Annotated in this window: 14 protein-coding genes, 2 pseudogenes and 1 riboswitch; of the genes and pseudogenes, 9 read left to right on the plus strand and 7 right to left on the minus strand. The window is 58.3% G+C overall.

What is annotated here, in order from left to right:
• Nucleotides 1-82 precede the first annotated feature (82 nt).
• The gene (locus PUQ42_RS10340; protein WP_420534948.1) at nucleotides 83-358 is read left to right on the plus strand and encodes an immunoglobulin-like domain-containing protein; all 276 of its coding nucleotides are present in this window, start codon (nucleotides 83-85) and stop codon (nucleotides 356-358) included.
• Nucleotides 359-403: 45 nt separating this feature from the next.
• Here the strand turns inward: PUQ42_RS10340 and PUQ42_RS05190 are convergent.
• Nucleotides 404-721: pseudogene (locus PUQ42_RS05190) on the minus strand (hypothetical protein); the annotation flags it as partial.
• Nucleotides 722-1,299: 578 nt separating this feature from the next.
• Here PUQ42_RS05190 and PUQ42_RS05195 point away from each other — a divergent pair.
• The 8 genes from PUQ42_RS05195 (at nucleotide 1,300) to PUQ42_RS05230 (ending at nucleotide 14,681) form a co-directional block, all read left to right on the plus strand.
• On the plus strand, nucleotides 1,300-3,840 hold the full coding sequence (locus PUQ42_RS05195) for a zinc-dependent metalloprotease (RefSeq protein WP_273371717.1): 2,541 nt from the start codon (nucleotides 1,300-1,302) through the stop codon (nucleotides 3,838-3,840).
• A gap of 8 nt (nucleotides 3,841-3,848) precedes the next feature.
• Nucleotides 3,849-6,278 carry a zinc-dependent metalloprotease gene (locus PUQ42_RS05200; protein WP_273371626.1) on the plus strand — a complete coding sequence of 810 codons (2,430 nt, stop codon included), beginning with the start codon at nucleotides 3,849-3,851 and terminating at the stop codon, nucleotides 6,276-6,278.
• Between the two features lie 34 nt (nucleotides 6,279-6,312).
• Nucleotides 6,313-9,636 (plus strand): SusC/RagA family TonB-linked outer membrane protein, encoded by a 3,324-nt coding sequence (locus PUQ42_RS05205; RefSeq protein ID WP_273371629.1) that lies wholly within the window; start codon nucleotides 6,313-6,315, stop codon nucleotides 9,634-9,636.
• Between the two features lie 12 nt (nucleotides 9,637-9,648).
• Entirely contained in the window at nucleotides 9,649-11,067 is a 1,419-nt protein-coding gene (locus PUQ42_RS05210) for a RagB/SusD family nutrient uptake outer membrane protein (RefSeq protein WP_273371632.1), read from the plus strand.
• A 17-nt stretch (nucleotides 11,068-11,084) separates the two neighbouring features.
• Nucleotides 11,085-11,300 (plus strand): hypothetical protein, encoded by a 216-nt coding sequence (locus PUQ42_RS05215; RefSeq protein WP_162992780.1) that lies wholly within the window; start codon nucleotides 11,085-11,087, stop codon nucleotides 11,298-11,300.
• Between the two features lie 33 nt (nucleotides 11,301-11,333).
• Nucleotides 11,334-12,620 (plus strand): hypothetical protein, encoded by a 1,287-nt coding sequence (locus PUQ42_RS05220; protein ID WP_273371635.1) that lies wholly within the window; start codon nucleotides 11,334-11,336, stop codon nucleotides 12,618-12,620.
• Nucleotides 12,621-12,729: 109 nt separating this feature from the next.
• Nucleotides 12,730-14,307 (plus strand): M64 family metallopeptidase, encoded by a 1,578-nt coding sequence (locus PUQ42_RS05225; RefSeq protein ID WP_273371637.1) that lies wholly within the window; start codon nucleotides 12,730-12,732, stop codon nucleotides 14,305-14,307.
• A gap of 59 nt (nucleotides 14,308-14,366) precedes the next feature.
• Nucleotides 14,367-14,681: a TlpA family protein disulfide reductase gene (locus tag PUQ42_RS05230; RefSeq protein ID WP_273371640.1), complete on the plus strand. Its 315-nt coding sequence runs from the start codon at nucleotides 14,367-14,369 to the stop codon at nucleotides 14,679-14,681.
• 82 nt (nucleotides 14,682-14,763) lie between these two features.
• Here the strand turns inward: PUQ42_RS05230 and PUQ42_RS05235 are convergent, their stop codons facing one another.
• The 6 genes and pseudogenes from PUQ42_RS05235 to nrdD form a co-directional block, all read right to left on the minus strand.
• Entirely contained in the window at nucleotides 14,764-15,285 is a 522-nt protein-coding gene (locus PUQ42_RS05235) for a RagB/SusD family nutrient uptake outer membrane protein (RefSeq protein WP_273371642.1), read from the minus strand.
• 271 nt (nucleotides 15,286-15,556) lie between these two features.
• Nucleotides 15,557-16,291, minus strand: a complete 735-nt coding sequence (locus tag PUQ42_RS05240) for a DUF6064 family protein (protein WP_273371645.1) — start codon at nucleotides 16,289-16,291, stop codon at nucleotides 15,557-15,559.
• Nucleotides 16,292-16,459: 168 nt separating this feature from the next.
• Nucleotides 16,460-16,939 (minus strand): annotated as a pseudogene (locus PUQ42_RS05245) (threonine/serine exporter family protein); the annotation flags it as partial.
• A complete protein-coding gene (locus tag PUQ42_RS05250) occupies nucleotides 16,936-17,703 on the minus strand; it encodes a threonine/serine exporter family protein (protein ID WP_273371648.1) in 768 nt (255 codons plus the stop codon). The pseudogene PUQ42_RS05245 and the gene PUQ42_RS05250, both read right to left, overlap by 4 nt.
• A gap of 194 nt (nucleotides 17,704-17,897) precedes the next feature.
• Complete coding sequence (gene nrdG / locus PUQ42_RS05255; RefSeq protein ID WP_273371650.1) at nucleotides 17,898-18,371, minus strand: anaerobic ribonucleoside-triphosphate reductase activating protein; 474 nt, start codon at nucleotides 18,369-18,371, stop codon at nucleotides 17,898-17,900.
• Nucleotides 18,355-20,469, minus strand: coding sequence for an anaerobic ribonucleoside-triphosphate reductase (gene nrdD, locus PUQ42_RS05260; RefSeq protein ID WP_273371719.1), 2,115 nt, complete (start codon nucleotides 20,467-20,469; stop codon nucleotides 18,355-18,357). Before nrdD ends, nrdG begins: the two co-directional genes overlap by 17 nt.
• A 179-nt stretch (nucleotides 20,470-20,648) precedes the next feature.
• Nucleotides 20,649-20,845: riboswitch (cobalamin riboswitch) on the minus strand.
• Nucleotides 20,846-20,917: the final 72 nt, after the last annotated feature.

Raw genomic sequence — 20,917 nt, forward strand, 5'->3', positions numbered from 1 at the left:
TTTACAACTAATTTTGAGGCCTGAATGACCTCGGTTAAACTTATGAATTACAGCAGTTCAACTGCTGATTGGAATTATTAATGTGTTCGTATCAAATCCGACATCGACCTCGCTGATGTATGGAAGAGGTTGGGCTGTAGAACGATGGAATGGAAAGGAATGGGTTATGGCTAAGACAAAAGGTAACATCGCTTGGTTTGATGATGGTTTTAACAAACGGAAAGCACCTTTATTGTATTGCTTTAGTTTTCCTATTGACAGGTATTATCATCTTTTCAAAGGAAAATATCGCATAAGCAAATCGTTTTATGCGAAAAGGAAAGAGATAAAATTGAATGCAGAATTTGAAATCAAGTGATTTATGAAACAAGGTTATCAAGTATTTACGTAATTAGAACAGTTGCTAACTTGATGTATTATCTTTGCAATCCTTGTTGCATATTCTCAATTTCCAATCATACTTGTCCTCTGCCACATCGCCAACCTCTTTGAGTGTAAGGCGATGTTTTATTTCATCAAACGGCTACCGGCTCTCCGCATAGTCACAGATTCATGTGCCGACCATATCCTGCTGTTCGGTCGTTTCCCCGTACTCCTGCATCACGCTCTTGATGTCGGCGGCTTCGGACGGGGCGAAGAAAGACTTGTGCCGCTCCGTAGCAAAATGGACAATCGCGTCAATGGCTCGCCTGAACACTTCGTTTGCCTTGTAGAGAATATCGACGGGCGGTATTGGCTCATTATGATCCGGCCTGAATCACGTATCAGAATTCAAATTTTGAACATGGGAAATTTAAACAAAATTTACAAGTTTATATGGTATAATGAAAGGGGACAATTTGATGAGGAACGGAAACTCCAAAAAAGTCATCATTTTAAACGCACGTTAAAACGGCTTAAATTGCGGCCTAATACTTTTAAATCAAGTGGTTAAAATTGCGTTGAAAGTCTTTGAAACGTAATTTTTTTCTTGAAATTCTTGCACTAAAATTGCGATAAATTGCGGTTGCTGTTTTCTCTGACATCCATTTAAACCACTGAATACCTTTTGCTTATCCAAATTCTTGCCTTTTGGAGTTTTCGCCCTGCCCCTTGTACCGGTTTGTTTTCCGATAAATTTTTGCTATCTTTGTAAAGTAAAGGTTTGTTAGGTTCCTCGTGGAGGATGGATCCTTTCGATAGTGGGGAAAGGCTCTCTCCTGGGAATTTTGTTGATATTTCTTTGGTTAATCTGCTCGTTCTAACCCTGTTTGAATGATGAAGTTTTATGCTCGGATAATTTCGCCCCTTTTTTTGCTTGTGGTCTTGTCGTTATGCGGTTCGCAGCAGGCGTTCGGACTTTGTGGAAAACGCAGCCGCAAGGCGTCCGCCGAACAGTGTGACACCACGAAAAGTTCGGCATACGACAAATTCTTCAAGGAGGAACACCGCATAGCCCGGGGCCTTTTCACGCTGCATGAGATGAAAGGGCGGGTCTATTTCGAGATTCCGCTCCGGCTGATGGATCGGAGCATGTTGCTCGGAACGACCATCTCGGCTACCAGCGACAACGGTCACGGAATCGTGGGCTCCAAGCCGAAAGATCCGCTTCATTTCGCATTCACGCGCGCAGGAGACCGGATCGCCATGCGGCTGATTTCGGCGCGGGCCGTTACCCCCCCCCTCCCGAATCATGCTGAAATAGAGCGAGCGCTTGCAACGAGCAATATCGGCGCTATTTACCGGTTGTTCGAGATCGAGACCTTTACGCCCGACAGTTCTGCGGTAGTCGTGGACGCCACGGATCTGTTTGTCAGCGATGACGAGCGGCTGTCGCCTTTTGACAAATACAGCCAGCACACGCTTTCGGGACGCCTCAAACGCAAGGAGTCGTTCGAAAAGGAGAAGTCCTACGTGACCGGAATCAAGTCCTTTTCGGATAACGTTTCGGTCAGCAGCAGCCTGAATTACCGGGTGACGATCTCGGAGCGCGGGCTGCGGGATATGCCGGTTACGATCACTGCCACACGTTCCATCCTGCTGCTCGACAGCCTTCCCGTCAGCCCCCGGATCACCGACAGTCGCATCGCCGTTTTTCCGACGGGCAAGATGCTCTATTCTCCCACGACCCAGGGGGCCCGTCCGATATGGTATGCCAACCGCTGGCGGCTGGAGCCCTCGGACATCGAAGCCTACCGGCGCGGGGAGTTGGTGGACCCGGTCAAGCCGATCGTCTTTTACATCGACCGCAATTTCCCCCGCACGTGGCTTCCATACGTCATCGAAGGGGTGAATCAGTGGAGCGAACTTTTCGAGCAGATCGGTTTTCGCAATGCCGTCCAGGCGCGGCTTTTTCCCGAGGACGACCCCGAATTCGACCCCGACAACCTCAAATATTCGTGTGTGCGGTATGCCCCGGTGACGATTCAGAACGCCATGGGCCCCTCGTGGACCGATCCGCGCAGCGGCGAGATCGTCAGCGCCTCGGTCTATCTTTATCACGATGTGATCGAGCTGATCAACAACTGGCTTTTCATCCAGACCTCGCCGGCCGATCCGCGCGTGCGGCAGAAGCAGATTCCTCAGGAGATCATCGGCGACGCCCTGCGGTATGTGCTTTCGCATGAGATTGGGCATTGCCTGGGCTTCATGCACAACATGGGCGCGTCGTCCGTGATCCCCGTGGATTCGCTGCGGAGCCCCTCTTTCACCCGCGAGACGGGAACGACCACGTCGATCATGGATTACGCCCGTTTCAACTATGTCGCCCAGCCGGGCGATTTCGAGCGCGGCGTGCGGATGACGCCTCCGCGGTTCGGGGCTTACGACCGGTTTCTGGTGAAATGGAACTATACGCCGCTTTTCGCCGGGAGCCCCGAGGCGGAGTATGCGATCACCTCGCAATGGCTGCGCGAGGCGTCGGCCGATCCGGTCCTGCGCTACGGCAAGCAACAGTTCTCCGAGCCGCTCGACCCCCGATCCCTCTCCGAGGATCTGGGCGACGATCACGTCAGGGCTTCCGAATACGGCATCTCCAATCTGAAATACGTGCTTTCGCACCTCAATGCCTGGACCGAATCCGACGACCGGGATTACAGCTACCGCAAGGCCATCTACAACGGAATTGTCAACCAGTATTTCACCTATTTGAACCATGTCTATGCGGACGTGGGCGGAGTGTATCTGTACGAGAAACACGTCGGGGACTCGGTCGAACATTACCGGAGCGTTCCCCGCGAGCGCCAGGTCCGGGCGTTGGAATTCCTGTTGGAACAGCTCGACGACATGGAGTGGCTGGACGACCGGAGTGTTACGGGCAATCTGGGGCTGGTGGCTTCGGCCGCGGACGCCGTGTGCGAGGCTGTGATGAAAGCCGTCGTGGCGTCGCCTTCGAAAGTGGGGCTTTCGGCGGCGCTGGCCGAAAACGACGCCTTCACGCCCGAAGCGTGCATGTCGTTGATTTACGACCGAATCTGGGCTCCGACCCTTCGCCGGCAGGCGTTGAATCTCTCGCAGATCAAGCGGCAGCGTCTTTTCCTGGAGACGCTCGGCGAGGTGGCCGCATTGCGTGAAGAGGGAGATTCCAAGAGCCTTGCGTCCATGCGGCGGATGGAGGTTCCGGAGGCGTTCCGCACGGACCGGTCCCTGCTGTCGGACGCTTCGGCAGGCTGTCCGGGACCTGTGGCGGGGTATGACGATCCCATGCCGCTGTTTTACGAAGAGCGGCCGATGGAGGGGCTCGCCTATGACTGTGTGCTGAAGATCCGGCGCTTGCTGGAGGGGCAGCGGAACCATCCCGATCTGCAGACCCGGCTGCACTACCGTTCGCTGTTGCATACGATCGAATCCTATCTGAAATGACGGCAGTTATGAGAGAAAGATACGATATGCGATGGATCGTGACGCTGTTGATGCTGTTGCCGGTGCTGTGCGACGCGACGCCCGCGGCGGCCCGCAAGCGGCGCGCGACGGCTCCCGAACCGCGTAAGACGGCTTACGAACAGCTTTTCGCCGGTAAGAATCCCCGAACGGTGCAGGGATTGTTCACCCTGCATCTGCTCGACGGGGATGTCTATTTCGAGGTCCCCGATTCGATGCTCGGGCGTGATCTGCTGCTGGGGGTTACGGTGCTGTCGGTCAGCGACGGCGAGGAGTCGTCGGTCGGGATGCAGCCTTCGCGTCCGCGTCTTGTCGTTTTCCAGCGGACTGATTCGCTTTTGCAGATTGCCGCACTCGACAGCCGTTCGCGCAGCGACGATCCGGCGATCGGGCAGGCGCTGGCCGCGAGCCGGCAGCCCTCCGTGATCGCGTCGTTTCCCATCGAGGCGGTTACGCCCGACAGCAGCGGCGTCGTGGTGCGTGCGACATCGTTCTTCCGGAACGGCGAGAGTTACCTTTCGCCCAAGGACCCGGAGAGTTACAGCAGCCGCGACGGATTCGTCCTGCGGAGTTACGAATACCGTTCCGAAGCCTCCTGGATACGCGATATAGCGGCTTTTAACGACAATGTCTCGGTGGTGAGCGAGCTCTCCTACGAAGTCTCGGCCTACGCTTTCGGCGTGATTTCGCGGGGCGATCCTGAACTCTTCACGGCTGCCGTGCGGACATCGTTCCTGCTGCTGCCCGAACCGATGACGACGGTCCGTGAAGCGGATCTGCGCGTGGGTACCTCCACGTCGCGTTATGTCGAATACAGCGCTGACCGGCAGGGCGCCGAAGTCCGTTATTACGCCTCCCGGTGGCGGGTGGATGCCGGGCGTCCCATCGTCTTCTATCTCGACGAGCGTTTCCCGGCGGCGTGGAAACCCTATATCGAACGGGGCATACTGCTCTGGAACGATGCTTTCGAGCGGATCGGTCTTCCGCGGGCCATCGAGGTGCGGCGTGTCTCGGCGGAGGGGCTGCCCGACGTGAACGACATTCGCTATTCGGCCGTACGCTACGTTCCTTCGCCGGCCCGCGATCTGCGGTTCAACGCCTGGACCGATCCGCGGACGGGAGAGATTCTGAGCGCCAACATCTACATCAGCCACAATATCGGACCGCAGATTCAAACCGAACGGCTTCTTCAGACGGGAGCCGCCGATCCCGGGGCGCGGCGACTGGAACTCGACGAGGCGCTTTTCGGCGAGAGCCTGTCGGCGAAGGTGGCCCGTTATACGGGTTTTTGCCTGGGGCTGCTGCCCAACATGGGGGCTTCGCAGACGGTGCCGCTCGATTCGCTGCGCAGCGCGCATTATACGGCCGCGAACGGACTTTCGGCCTCGATTCTCGACGAGCTGCCGTTAAACTATGTGGCGCGTCCCGAAGATTTCCGGAACGGCGTGAAACTCTGTCAGACCTCGCTGGGGCCGTACGATTACCGCGCCGTCGAGTGGCTTTACGGCGACGGGGCGGTGAGCGACGATCCGTCGTGCCGTTTTCTGCGAGAACAGCCGGAAAAATTCGCGCTCGATCCCCGGGCACGGGCCTCGGATCTGGGCGACGATCCGCTGCGGGCGGCCGATGCCGGGCTGGCGAATCTTGCCGTTGTTCTGCACCATGTCTCGGAGTGGATCGACGACGAGGATGTCGATTATGCCTACCGTTCGGCCTTCCCCGAATCGATTTCGTTCTATTGCAATGCGTTGTTCGGCTCCGTGATCGCCCGCTTGGGCGGAGTGCGGATCAACGAACGCTATGCCGGAGATGCAGGCCGGAGTTTCGAGCCGCTTCCCGCCGGGACGCAGCGTGAGGCGATGCGGTGGCTGTTGTCGCGGCTCGACGATCTGGAATGGCTCGACAGCCGTTCGCTGATCGTGGGGGAAGGGCTCAATCCCGGAATCGCGGATTTCATCCGTACGGAGACCTTCGACCGGATTCTGGGAAGCCTGGACCGCATTGCGCTCTGCGCTTCGTTGACCGACGGGGAGGCTTACACGCGCGCGGAGGCGCTGGACGACCTCTCGGCCTATCTTTGGGACAATGCGGACCCGGCGGACGAACTGGTCAAACAGCCGCTGCAACTGCGATTCCTGGATCGGTTGCTGGCTCTTGCCGAACAGGCCGCGGGCCGGAAATCGAAGCTGCGTTCGGACTATTTCGCCGAGGCTGTGACGGTGGAGGATTCCGCAGGCTTCGCTCCGCTTGCCGGGGTTTCCTACCTTACGCGGCCCGAGGACGGCCATCTGCTCTACGGCGTGCTGCTCGACTGCCGGGATCGGATTGCGGCCGCCCGGAATCGGAGCGCCTCGCCGCAGATGCGGGGACACTACGCATTGTTGCTGCGCCGGGTGACGCACTTTCTTGAAAACAAGTGATGATAAGTTTGTACACCTATAACGATTGAGGCCTATGAAGATGATTTTACGTCAAGCCTTGATTCTGCTGTCGGTTCTGTTGCAGTGCGGTGCTGCGTTCGCACAGCCGCGGTCCGTCACGGGGCGGGTTGCGGATGTGAACGGGATGCCCGTGGTCGGGGCGACGGTGGTCGTGAAGGAGGCGCGCAACAGCGGGGCGATCACGGATTCCGACGGACGCTACCAAATCCGGATTCCCGAAGGCGGCAAGACCCTTCTGTTTTCATTTGTCGGTTATCAGACGCAGGAGCAGGTCGTGGCTCCCGGGCGTACACGTTTGGACGTGGTTCTGCAACCCACCTCCACGGAGATCGAACAGATCGTCGTGACGGGCTATTCGCAGACCACGGTCAAGAAGGTGACCGGTTCGGTGGGTATCCTGACGGCCGATGAACTGCAACTCAAGCCGCAGACCTCGGTCGACGCCATGATGCAGGGCGAGTTGGCCGGTGTCACGGTTACGCCGACTACGGGGCGCCCCGGAGCCAGTCAGCGGATCCGGATCCGCGGTATTGCCAATCTTTCGGGAAATACAACTCCGCTGTGGGTGGTCGACGGCGTTCCGTTGCAGAATGAGGGCCCGAGTACGAATCTGAGTTCGAATGAGCTCAAGGCCGGCGGTTTCGACGACATTTTCATCTACGGGATCGGCGGGGTGAACCCGAGCGATATCGAGTCGATCGTCGTGCTGAAGGACGCCGCGGCAGCGGCAATCTACGGATCGCGGGCTGCGAACGGCGTCATCGTGGTGACCACCAAACGGGGCAAGGCCGGGAAGATGAAGGTCAATTTCTCGTCGAATGTCACCGTTTCGTTCCGCCCCCAGCGGCAGCCGTCGTTGATGAATACGGCCGAGAAACTGGCCTGGGAGCAGGAACTCTGGGACGAATTCGCGGCTGAGAAATATGCGCAGTCGCTTCTGGACCCGTCGGTGATCTATCCCACGGTGGGTATCGTGGGACAGGTTCGCTCCGGACAGTTGGCCTTTGCCCATCTGAAGGGCGATACGGCGGCACAGGATGCCTATCTGAGTTCGCTGGCTGCGACCGATACCGACTGGTATGACGTGATTCTGCGCAATGCCGTCTCGGTGAATGGCCATGTCTCGGTGAGCGGCGGTTCGGAGACCTACAACTACTACCTTTCGTTGGGTTATACCAACGACCAGGGCATGCTCATCGAAGACAGTGCCGACCGCTATACCTTCAAGGCCAATCTGGGCTTCAAACCCACCCGCCGTTTCTCCTTCGATGTGGGCGCCGATATCTCCTGCCGGAAGGCCAATACGCCGAATCCGAGCGTCGATCCCTTCACCTATGCCTATTTCGCCAACCCCTACGAGAAGCCCTACAACGAGGATGGCAGCTATGCCAACGACCAGACGTGGCTCTCGCTGCCCAACTACAACCGCGATACCTATGAGGACCTGCCGGAAAAGGGCTTCAACATCCTGCGGGAGATCGAGGGCAACAAGACGAAGACCGATTACGTTTCGACGGAGGTCCGTCTGGGGATGGAGTACAAACTGCTGGAGAATCTGAAGTTTGAAGGACTGGCCTCCTATAACTTCAACAACAATGATACGCAGACTACCCGGGAGGAGGATACGTACGGGGCCTATCAGGATCGCTTGAGCATCCATCGTACGCACAACGGCAATCTCTACGGCTCCATTCTGGAAAACAAGAGCCGTCGCACGGGGTATCTGCTGCGCGGGCATCTCACCTATGTCGGGGAGTACGGCGACGGCCATACGTTGAATGTGGTCGGAGGCGCCGAATTGCGGGGCAATGATTCGCACACGCTCTTCAACAAACGGTTCAATTACGACCCGCGGACCGGCAATACGGCTCTGCCACCGATCGAAAAACCCTCGGAAAGCACGCTGCGGGAGATCGAGCGTCTGACGGGCGAGTATTTCACCAAGTCCCGCTATGCGTCGTTCTACCTTTCGGCCGACTATTCGTTCCGGGACCGTTATATTCTGAGCGTCACAGGGCGTGCCGACGGCAGCTCCTATTTCGGCACGCATGCGCAGTTCAATCCCAACTGGAGTGTGGGCGGAGCCTGGATTCTGACCGAGGAGCCCTTCATGGCATCGGCCCGCAAGGTGCTCCAATACGCCAAACTGAAAGCCTCTTACGGCTTTACGGGAAATATCGTGACGAGCGCCTCGCCGCAACTGATGATGAACTATTCGCTGCAGACCTATCGGGAGTATCAGTCGCAGAACCACCTGGTTGGAACGATCTCTTCGGCGCCCAATCCGAATCTGGGGTGGGAGAAGGTCAACGACGTGAAGGTGGGTCTGGACCTGGCATTCCTGGACGGCCGGCTTTCGCTCGAAACGGAGTATTACAGACGTCTGACCAAAGGCGCCGTGGACGACAAGCCGCTTTACGTGACCACGGGATTCACCCATCAGGCGGCCAATTTCGCCCGTCTGCGTAACCGGGGTATCGAGTTCACGCTCCGGGGCGGGATCGTTCAGACCCGGGACTGGACGCTGGATGCTTCGGTCAATTTCGCTTTCAACTCGAACAAGGTGCTCGAATATGCGAGTTCGGTATCGTTCCAGCACATGAAGCTCAACTACTACGAGGGCTATCCGGCCCGGGCGCTCATTGGCGGCAAGGTGGTCGGGATCGACCCCCTGACGGGTCTTTACGAATTCAAACTTCGCCCCGATGCGGTCATTTCGAGCGATGCAGACTACACCGACGAAGCCAACTACCTCTACTATCTGGGGAATCGGGAGGCGCCGTTCAACGGCGGTTTCAGCATTTCGGCCGGATACCGGAATTTGCGTCTGTCGGTCAACGGCGTCTTTTCGTTCGGGTCTTATGCCTATGACCGCAACGAGTCGCCGGCGACTTACAGCCAGATCGCTGCGGGAAGCGTCTCCACGATGGACCGGGCGCAGACTGAGTACAGCGACCTGTATTCGAACCACCTGAATGTCTGGAAAGACCGCACCGACCGTTGGACGGAAACGAACACTACGGGGACGAAATACCCGCGGATCTACGACTCGTTCGACGCGAAGTACCATTTCGACCAGTCGAATCCGACCGCCAATGCCGTGGTCGATGGAATCTATATCTACAAGATTTCGTACGTGCGGATCAAGAACATCACGCTCTCCTACTCGTTGCCGCGCAAGGTGGTCAACCGGGGCGGATTCGATGCCGTGAGCTTCAACGTAAGTCTGGCCAACTTCTTTACATTCACCGATTACAAGGGCATGGACCCGGAGGTTCCGGGCGCGATCTATCCCACGACGCGCTCCGTGACGTTCGGCGTGACGCTCGGATTCTAAAAACAGCGGATTATGAAACGGAAAATATGGATGATAGTTCTGGCAACGCTGCTTTTCGGCGGATGCAAACGTTATCTCGACCTAACGCCGCAGGGAAAGATCATTCCTGAAACGGAGGAGGATTTCGAAGCCTTGCTGAACAACATGCTGTATGCCATCGAGGAGGGTACGGACGAAGATATTCTGGGCTGCTACGACCGGGTGATTCTCTACGAGTCGATTTCCGACAATCTCGATGCGAACATCTCGGCCGGGCGTCTGACGCTCTATGCGGGCGATGTGGCGAACAACTTTCAGAAGGGGTATTACGAGGGTCTTTATTCGGCAATCAAGGATTGTAACCTGATTCTGGAGTACATGCTCGAAAAGGACTCTGCGAAGGCCCGGGCGTTGTGTGCCGCAGCCTATGCCATCAAGGGCGTATGCTATTACAATTTGATCCGGATCTACTGCGAGCCGTACGATGCGGCGACGGCCTCCTCTCTGCCGGGCATTCCCATTGTCGAGCACTTCGACGTGGAGAGCGATGCGGTGCCCGATCGCAATACCCTTGCACGGAGCTATGAGTATGCGGTATCGCTCCTCCGCAAGGCGGTCGACTACCACATGACCGACGAATCGTATCTCTTCACCGAGGCGGTGGCCAAGACCTACCTGGCCAAGCTCTATTTCTGGGCGGAAGAGTGGTCCGAGGTGATTCCGCTGTGCGAGGAGCTGCTGGCCGTACCGTCCTACGCCCTTGCAGACAGAAGCGTCTATACGGAGTCGATCCAGTCTTACGGCGAGCAGTTGCAGGAGGTGATCATCCGCGACCGTACGACGGGTGATGACGATGTGAAGACGCTCTACGACGAGACATTCCGCAGCTATCTGAGTACGAGACCGGTCAATGCCACGCTGTTGAAACTTTTCGGTGCGGAGCCGCAGAAGGATATTCGCTGGGGCATCATGTGTGATGCCAAACGGGTCAATCAGAAGACCGTGACGGCACGGATCCGGGGATCGGAGCTGCATCTGATGCTTGCCGAGAGTTATGCCCACCCGGGGGCGCAGCAGGACGAGGCGAAGGCCTTGTCGCTGCTCAACGAACTGCGCCGCAAGCGTATCGAAGATGTTGAGGATTACACGCTTCAGTCGCTTCCTGAGCCGGACCCCGAGGCGCTGATCACGGTGGATGCCGCGGGCAAGCCCCTCACGCGGTTGATTTCCGCCATTCTGGACGAGCGGCGCAAGGAGCTCTACATGGAGGGTGACCGCTGGTTCGAACTCAAGCGCAACGGCTGTCCCGAATGGTGGGTGATCCAGCAGTCGGGGAGCACGCTGCCGGTCAAATATGTCACGCGGAAGTATCTCTATACGATGCCCGTGAGTGTCCGGGACATCCGGAACAGTCAGGGACAGATTGCGCAGAACCCGGGTTATGAATTTTGATTTTGAAACTGAAGGCCATGAAACGGAAAAACTGGTTGTTGCTCGGAGCGCTGGGCGTAGCGGCGTTACTGGGATTTTTTGCCGCAGGATGCGACAAGTATGACGATGTGCCGCCGCGGAGCTCGGGCGGATCGTACGATCTGCTGCCGATCGTCGGCGAATCGGCATCGGCCGAGGAGCTTGAAAGGTGGCGGGAGATTCGTTCGGAGTACGAAACGGCGGTTGGAAATTGATACTCTGATTGTTTCACTAAATAAAGATGGATTATGAAAAAGTATTTGTATTTGTCCGTGGCGCTTCTGACGACATTGTCGCTGGGCGCGTGCGGCGATGACGACGGACCCGGATCGGGCTCGGATGCCAATGTGCAATTTTCAACATCGTCCTATACGCTGGACGACGAACCGATCGACGTCAAGGTGGTAGCGTCGCAGGCTGCGGCGTCGGATCTGAATATCGGATTCACGGTCGGCGGTACTGCCACGGCGGCCGATTACGAGCTTTCCGCGCAGAGCTTCCTGCTCGAAGCCGGCAAGACCGAGGCGACCGTCACCGTAACGCCCAAGCAGGCATTCGAGGCGGCCAAGACCCTGACCCTGACGTTGACCCCCGGAACGGGTTATACGATCGGTCGGGTTGCTTCCACGACGGTCAATCTGGCCAAGTCGAGCGTTTATGTCTACAGTTTCACAACGGCGGCGGCAGAATTGCAGGAGTCGCTGGATATTACGCTGACCGTGGGCAACGATAACTTCAAGGCGCCTAAGGATCTCGAATTGCCGTTCGAGGTCCTTTCGGGCTCGACGGCCGAGTTGGGTAAGCACTTCCTGGTGAAGGACGACGCCACCTCTTTCATCGTTCCGAAAGACGGCAACACGGCGACGCTGACGCTGCTCCCGGGGCCCGATGTGGATCCGTCCAATCCCGTGACGCTGAATCTCGGCGTGGATGAGCAGGGCGGACGCTTCGTCGCCGGAGAGATCGAGAGCGTAATCATCACGGTCAAGGGGTTGCTTACCTATGCGGCGCTGGCCGGCACGTGGCAGCACAAGGAGTTGATCGGTCTGGAGATGCTCGAACTCTTCGCTATGGATGAGGATTTGGATACCTCGAAGATTCCGAGTAATAACGATGACTTCACGATTACGATCACGGATGAAGGGGACCATGCGAAGTTCACGCCGTCGAGCACGGGCGATCTGGCCGATCTCTTCCGGACGTGCGACATGACCTATACCGCACCTTTCAACGTGCAGGAGGCGGGCAAAGTGAGCGGGTCCTGTACGACGGTCGGCGAGCAATATTTCTGGGTCGATGAAGGTTCGTTCGATCTGACTTATTTCCAGTTGAGCAGCGGAAACCGCTCTTTCGAGAATTCGAACGAAAAACTTGGTAAGTTGACTATCGCGCTCATGCTGGACAAGGACGGGTCGATGATCCTCTTCCTGCGCGATTACGACGAGCCGCCATTCCTGCCCAAATGGTGGTATACGGATCATTTTGAAACCGACTTCTTCGGTTTTGGGTATCGTTTCGAGAAGGTCGTGCAATAGTCGTCTCTGCAATTCGGGAAAGCACCTCTCCTCTTACGTGAGGTGCTTTCCCTTTTGTTTTCGATCCGGAGTCGCCCGAATCGTTTCGTTCGCATAAAAAGAGTTTGCCATGAAGAGTTGTTTACGGTTGTTGTGGGGCATCGTGCTGCTCGGGTGCTGCGCCTGCACGGATTCGCAGGATCGGACGACGCTGTTGGAGGTTTCGCCCCCGAGTGTCGTGCTGCCGCGCGAGGGCGGGGACGAATGGATCGAATTGCAGGCCGACGGGGCCTGGACCTCGGAGGTGTCGCCTCCGATAGCGCGGGAGTGGCTGACGGCCGAACCCGCCTCGGGCGGAGCCGGGAAATATCGGGTCCGGCTGCACGTCGCACCGAACGCGGATTTCGCACAGCGCGATGCCTCGGTCTATTTCGATGCGGCGGAGCTTTCGCAGGTGGTTGCGGTTACGCAGGCTCCGACCCTCGTGACGCCCGGACGACTCGAATTGCCAGCTCTCAATACTACCGAGTATCTGACGGTCGGATCGGCACCCGAACCGCTCGAAGTCACGCTCTCCCCGCAGGCGGAGTGGTGTACGGCCGTGGTCGAGGGGACGCGGGTGCGCATCCGCGTCTTGACGAATCTCGGCGCGGAAAGGTCCGTGACGTTGCATGTGACGGCTGGCCGGTTCACGCAGGATGTCGTTCTCGTGCAACAGGCCTTCGATCCGGTGAAAAACTACGGTGACGGCGAGGTCATTGCGTTGCAACGGGCCACATCCGGAAACGGCGTGTGTCTGGTCGTCGTGGGGGACGGCTACACGCTTGCCGAAATGGCCCGGGGAACGGGGAAATATGAAACCGACATGCGGCGAGCGGTCGAAGCCTTCTTCTCGGTCTATCCTTACAGCGCCTACCGCTCCTATTTCGATGTCTACATGCTGACTGCGATTTCCGAGGAGGCGGGCATGAGTTGTGTCTCTCCGGCGGAGACCGTGGATACGAAATTCTCGACGCTGTGGCAGGGGGTATCGACCTCGATTTCGTGCGATGACGGAGCCGTCCGCGACTGGCTGACGCGGGTGACGGCACTGACGGGGCGCCGCATGCAGGATCTGACGGTCGTCATGCCGATCAACCGGGCGGTGTATGCCGGGACCAGTCTGATGTGGACCGACGGTTTTTCGATCTCTATGATTCCTGTCGGAAGCAGTTTCGACAAACTTGTGGTGCACGAGGCCGGCGGACACGGTTTCGCCAAGCTGCTCGACGAATACGTCTATTACGAGACCGAGATTCCGGCGAAAACTCGGAACGAAATCGAGAGTTTAAAAAACTTTGGATTCTATATCAATGCGGACTTTTCGTCCGACATCTCCCAGACGACGTGGCGGGATTTCGCCGCGCTGCCCGATTATCCGATGGTCGGAACCTATCCCGGGGCGGGCACCTACCGTTCGGGGATCTGGCGTCCGGAAGAGAACAGCTGCATGAACGACAATGTCGCCTATTTCAATGCCCCGAGCCGATGGGCTCAGATCCGGCGTATCCGGAGGCTTGCCGGCGAGCCGGATTATACGTTCGACGCGTTTCTGCTCGAGGATCAGCGCCCGGCTTATCCGGTCGAAACGCGCTCGGGAATCGGGGATTTGTCCCGCTTCGTGCCGTCGGGGCCTCCCGTGGTCATCACGGAGCCGTCGGACCGTTGAGCGGCGAAGTCCTTTGTTCGGAGCGAACGGATGTCGGGAAAATCGTACCTTTAACCTTTATGACTGATTTTGCAACATCTAAATATGAACAAGTTACGAGCATTTATTTTTCTAATTGGGAAGATGAAATGCCGGATGTAATGTTTTTTTCATCTACTTATGAAGCTCCTGAAGTAGCAAAACAAGTTCTTGACAAAGTTAGATTTAACTGGATTCCCCTTGTCAACGATACCCAATTTAAGAAATTTATAGGCAACAACGGCTATTCGCTTACTATTGTGGTGGACAAATCTGGCAAAATTGCCGCTTTTGAGTATGGCACTTCTCCTGAGCAAAGAGAATCTCTGAAAAATAAAATCTCGGGACTTCGATAAACGTCTTCATAGTATAATTGCTCCATAACCTTGGCGTAATGCCACAAATTATGGAGCAATTATTTTACATCTGATTGATATTTTACTTGATCAGATCATTGTACTGCGTCTCGCTCAGCGGAATGACCCAAACCCAGTCATTAGTTCCATTATCGTTGGGCCCTACCGTCACGGCAAAGTTCCGACCAAACGTTCCAGGACACTCGGCACCCGAAGTGTTGTCGGCATAGGTCTTGCGCGAGATGGAGGCTCCCAACCGCTTCAGATCAAACCAGGAAAAACCTTCGCCCCACAACTCCATACGCCGTGTAAGCAGAATCTCGTCGATCAGCTCCTGCCCCGAGGCTGCAGTTTGCGTATAGGCATCATCGCGGGCGGAGTTGACCGTGTAGAGCAGATTTCGAGCCGTTGACTCATCCGGAGTCTGCTGCTTGCAGAGCGCCTCGGTCTCGATGAGATACATCTCGGCGGCACGCATGAAACACATCTGCGAAACACCCGGGAGATCGAAGCAGGCGAATTTCAGCTGATTGTAGATAGAGGGCCGAATGGGATAAGATCCCGTCGTATTGATCGCCGCGGCGACTCCCGGCACAGACTGCATATACTTGATCATTTTCGCACTCAAGTCAGAAGATGCCCAAGCGTATGAGTTTACAGTCTGCCCATAGACAAAGCGGTCTTCCGGGAAGAGATGCAACCTTTAATCGGGATGCCGGACGTTCCGGTGTTTCCGTAAGAGGGGAGCCTGTAAGCGGCATCCGGGAGAGCGGATTTCCGTTTTCCGGAACAGCCCGGAAGAAAAATGCCGGCCGATGGTGAATCGGCCGGCATTTTTCTTGCGATTGGCATCCTCCCGCTTGAAACGGATCGGGTTATATTTCGGAGAAGAGGTTGAACTGGTGCAGCAGCGTGAAGGCGAAGAATCCGCCGATGATTGCGCAGAGAAGTCCCAGCAATCCGTTGAGGACGCGCGGGGAGGGTTTTGCGGGCTGGTTTTCGAGGCTTTGGATGTATTCGCGGAAGAAGAGATAGAGCGCCGGGACGACGCTGCAGGCCATCAGATAGTCCTCCGGGATGCCGAAGAAGTAGACCTTCGAGAGGCCGATCAGTGCCCAGTGGCAGAGGAACATGGCCAGGACAATGTTGATGCGCTCGGAGAAGGCCAGCATCACGCCGATGGTGAAGACCGCCACCGAGCAGGGCATCACCGGCGAGGTGATCTCCGGGAAGGTGCGTCCCAGGGCCAGCGAGCAGAGCGGATAGAGGAACGGCATGACGAAGAGCACCCGGGCAAAGCGGGCATGGTGGCCGGTTCGAGCCAGCGAGGCGTGTTTGACGATGAGGTCGTAGAGCCAGATGCACCCCATGATGGCCCAGAACAGCGCCTGGGGGCTGTGATACTGGCGCGGCTCGCAGTAGACGAGGAAGTAGACCCCGGCGATCCAGAAGTTGAGCAGCGCCATGTAGAGCTTCATGGCGATCCGCACGCCGCGCGACGGACGACGGACGAGCAGCGTCGTGAGCAGCACTCCGATGCCGGTCAGCACCAGTTGTGCGGGCCATGTCGCAGCGTTATAGGCGGCTATCGTACTCCAGAAGGTCTCCATCGGTTCGTGCTATTGCGGATTGTTTATCGGGGCGTCGGATTCCCCGGTTGTCTCGTTGCTGACGCTCCCCGTCGTTTTTGCCCGCTCTTCCTTGTTGGCTGCGGAATCCTTCCGGGGCGCAGGAGCGTCGCCGTCCGGTTCCGCGGCGCTCCGTCCGGCCCGGCGCCGGCGCGTGAGCGAGAAGGCCTCCCGCTTGAAGACGAAGATCGGCAGCGTGGCCCCGGCGGCCAGCAGCGCGATGACGCTCAGCGAGACCGTGGCGTTCAGAAAGAAGAGCTGCATGTATTGCATGCCCTGCCCCGGGTCGTTGAGCGACTGCAGGAACATGATCAGCGAAAAGACGGTTTTGTAGGCGTAGATACCCGGGACCATGGGCAGCAACGCCGGGATGTACAACACCGTCATCGGGCAGCGGACACCGCATCCGAGCCAGAGGCTTCCGAATCCGATGACCATCGCGGCACAGAGCGAGGCCGAGGCGATGTCGATATCGGCATAGTTCATCAGACAGTAGCGCAGGGCGTGGCCCACGGCGGCCAGCAGGGCAATGCGCGGGAAGGCGCGCATCGGCGGATCGGAGATGGCGCCGAATCCGATGGCGGCCACGGCTGCGAAGAGCCCGTCGAGCAGGATGTCCACGGCGATCATAGCAGCGAGTCTTTAACCATGAGCAGGGTGGCAGCCAGGCCGATGGCGATGCAGATGATGAGCAGCAGGGCGTTGATCAGGCGGCTGCATCCGATCAGGATGTGCCCTTCGACGATGTCGATCACGCCGTTGATCAGGGGGACGCCGGGAACGAGGAACAGCACGCTTGTGGCGAGGGCCGTTTCGGCCGTGCAGTCGAATCGCAGGGCTGACGAAGCGCAGAGCGAGGCCATGAATGCCGCGACGATGAAGATCAGGAAGTGGTTGACGCCGTGGGCCTGCATGCGCTGTTTGGCGGCATAGCCGACCAGCGTCGAGGTGAAGACGATGGCCATGGCCGTCCAGTCGCCGCCGAACAGGCGGCAGAACGAGGCGTTGGCCAGCCCCACGGTCAGCAGCACGAAGATCGGGTCGATCAACGGTTTGGCGGTCAGTTCGTCGTAGCGGCGGCGGATTTCGGCCAGCGGCAGCCGTTCGTCGAGGGCGTCCCAGCTCAGGGCGCTCAGGTCGGAGTTGCGTTCGAAGCTGATCGGCAGCGAGGGAATGCGCACCACGCGGGTGATGGCCTCGCCCGACTCGTCGTCGCGCACCGTGAGGATCGTGCTGCGCTGGAAGCTCGACAACTGGACGTCGACCCCCAACGAACGGCCGATGCGCTGAGAGTTGCGGATGGCGCGGGAGGTGTGGACTCCCGACCCGAGCAGATAGGTCGCATATTCGGCGATAAAGTCGAGGATTTCGGTCAGTTCGTGCCTGGTTTTCATGATAATCGCAAAAATAATCTTTTTCGGATAATTCTGTTCGTTTGATACGAAAAAAATGCCGCCTCATCCCGTTGCGGGGGAGAGGCGGCAGTCGGGGCGTTCTTCGGGAGCCGGAAGGGGTCGTATGGCAGACGACACGCGGGGTTACTCATCTAATCTCTAATCTCGTAAGGTTTCTCCGGCTCCCGGGAACGTCAGGCGGTATGTCGTCGGAATCGTGCGGTGATGTCGGTCATCCCTCCGCAGCGATCGACGCGGTAGAGTCGCTGGTTGGTGGTCGGGGCGTTGAGCGGGCCGCAGCGTTCGATCCAGGGGCCGAGCTTCACGTAGTCGAATACCTCGGGGGCCACCCCTTCGGGCAGCCGTTCGCGCCCCGAGTACCAGCCCACGCGCAGCGCGGGCCACGTGCGGCGCACCCATGCGGCCAGCCGGGCCACCTCGAGCGGTGCGGCATCGCCGCCCATGAAGCAGAGGCAGGTGACCGAGTGTCCGTAGCGGTCGAGCAGCGCCGCGAGCTCCCGCTCGTCGAGCCGTTGCCCCGCATCGCGTTGCAGGTGGGGGCTGTGGCATCCCGGGCAGCGGTTCGGGCAGCCGGTGAGGTTGACGGCCAGCGTCGTCTCGTCGGGGATCTCCGCGAAGACGATGTCGAAGTTATGATAGCGGAGCATCGGTCTGCGGTTTATGGGCGTAGAAGCGGCGCGAGGCCTCCTGCTGGCGGGCCGCCGAGAAGTTCGAGACGCGTTTCATGTAGCCGATCACGCGCGTGAGGTAGTCCAGATCGGTCGAGTGGCACTCGGGGCACGTGTGCAGGTAGCGCTTGTCGATGTGCCCGCAGTGGTTGCAGACCGTGTTCGGGATGTTGAACGTGAAGTAGTTGCACCCCTCGCGGGCCGCCACGCGCAGCAGCTGCCGGTACTGCTCCTGCGAGAGATGATCCTCCAGATTGAGGTGCAGGGCCGAACCGCCGGTCAGGTGGTCGATGTAGCGGTGACCGTGGAGGCGGAACTTGTCGACGATGTTCAGCGACGGATCCTCCACGACGTAGAAGTACGAGTTGTAGCAGTCGCGCGGCACGGCGTATCCGTCCTCGCGGTCCCACTTGGCGTGCTTCACGCCGACGTTTTCGGCCGGGATCATCTCGCAGTTGAACATCAGCTCCTTCGTGCGGTACTTGCGGTTGCAGCGCTCGATGAGCCCCAGCACCTCCTCGACGAACGAGGCGTAGCGGTCGTTGTCCGAGATCTCCAGCCCGAGGAACTCGGCCGCCTCGACCAGTCCGTTGACGCCGACGGTCAGATACTGCCGCGAGAGGTTGATGTAGCCGGCATCGAACAGCGGCAGCATCCCCTTTGCCTGCAGCGTCTTGAGGTTTTCGTTGTAGGCCGTCTGGACCTTGTGCACCAGGTCGACCACCTCTTCGAGGAACTTCAGGTAGTGCATGCCGTTGCGCGCGGCGTACTGGATGCAGCGGTTGAGGTTGACGGTCAGCACGCTCTTCGAGCCGGTCGAGACGCCCCCGGCGCCGAGCGTGTAGCTGAAGCCGTTGTCCTGGATTTCGTTGCGCAGGCGGCAGCACGACGAGAGCGAATCGGCGTTGTCGCTCAGGTAGGTGAAGAACGAGTGGCCCTCGGCATACATCTGCGCCGTGAAGTCGCCCCACTCGGGATCCATCACGTCGCCCTCCTTCGAGAGCAGGGCCATCGTCTCGACCGGGAAGGTCAGTACGGTCTTCGTGCGCTCGCGGTTGAACCACCGCATGAAGCGCTTCTGCAGCCACGAGAGCGACTCCCAGTGGGGTGCCGATCCGTCCGGGAAGCGGAATTCGCCGAACAGCGACTCGAAGTAGCAGCGGTCGTAGTAGGCGATGTTCCAGAAGACGGCCTGGAAGTTGCGCGCCCCGGTGGGCTGGTTGATCGAGTAGACGATCTGCTCGAAGCAGTCGGTGATGACCTTGTCCAGTGTGCGGTGCTTGCGCGAGAGGTCGACCACCTCGTCGGCCCGCGTGTAGTAGTCCTCGCCGTACTCCTGCTCGATGAAGTAGTTCATGTACATGAGGAACTCGGGGGTGGCGCAGGCCCCCGACAGCATCGACGAGACGATGAAGACCATGTTGACGAATCCGCCGCAGAACGACTTGAGGTTGGTCGGGCGCGTCGAGTTGCCGCCGATGGAGATCGTGCCGCCGAGCAACCACGGATACATCGTGATCGAGGCGCAGTAGTTGGCCATCGACGTCTCGTCGTTCTTGTAGATGAAGTGGTTGTTCAGCAGGTGGAGGTACTTGTCGGCCAGCTCCCGGCCGTACATTTCACGGATGCGGTCGGTGAGCAGGCGGCGGTTCAGGCGGATGAAGTTCTGCTTGGGCAGCTCGCCGATCAGCGTGGCGATGTTCTTGTTCTCGACGTTGGCGTTGGCGTCGAATTTCGACCCCGTGGCGGGGTTCGAGGCGGCGCAGTAGTCGGTCAGGAAGCGGAGCTTTTCGCGCTCCTCGCGGTCTTCGGTGTGGCGCTGGCGGTAGAGCATGTAGCTCTTGGCCACGGCGAAGTAGCGCTCGGCCATCAGGGCCACCTCGACCTGGTTCTGAATCTCCTCGACGGACATACCGTCGGCGACGTGCACGCGGCTCAATACCGACGTGAGGTCGTCGTCCGTAGCATACCCGCCCACCGAGAGGAAGGCCTTGCTGACGGCCCGTTTGATCTTCTCGACGGAGAACGCCTCGCGTTTCCCGTCGCGCTTGACAATGCAGAGTTCCGAAATGCCCATACTGGTTCCGTAGTTAAAAGGTTGTGCCATCGCTTCCGGCCGACGGTCGACGCCCCGGGCACGTTGCGGACCAAACGGCCCGAAGACGATGCGCGGCAGCCGCCTTGTCGGCGTCCGGAGTCGTATGTATTATAAAAAGTGTAAAAAAATGTTGCGGCGTCGTCCCACGTCCCGAGGACTACGGCCTGTCCGGCAAGGCAGGTCTTCTGACTCGCTCCCGCCGCACGCCTTCCCGTTCCTGCCGGAACAGTGGCAAAGAGTGTGCAGCCTTTTGCGGAGCTTACAGCTACGGGCATAGTCCCTGATTTGCACAGGAGTTCCCTTTTGATCCCGGGCCGGCAGCCGCCGGCTGGGAACCTTGCTCGGGAACAAAGATAGGAATTGTTGCGGGGTTTGCAAACGCCGGAGGCTTTTTTTAATGAACAATGTATCAACATCGACGCAATCC

The organism is Alistipes megaguti (assembly GCF_944320325.1).
GTDB classification, from domain to species: Bacteria; Bacteroidota; Bacteroidia; order Bacteroidales; family Rikenellaceae; genus Alistipes; species Alistipes megaguti.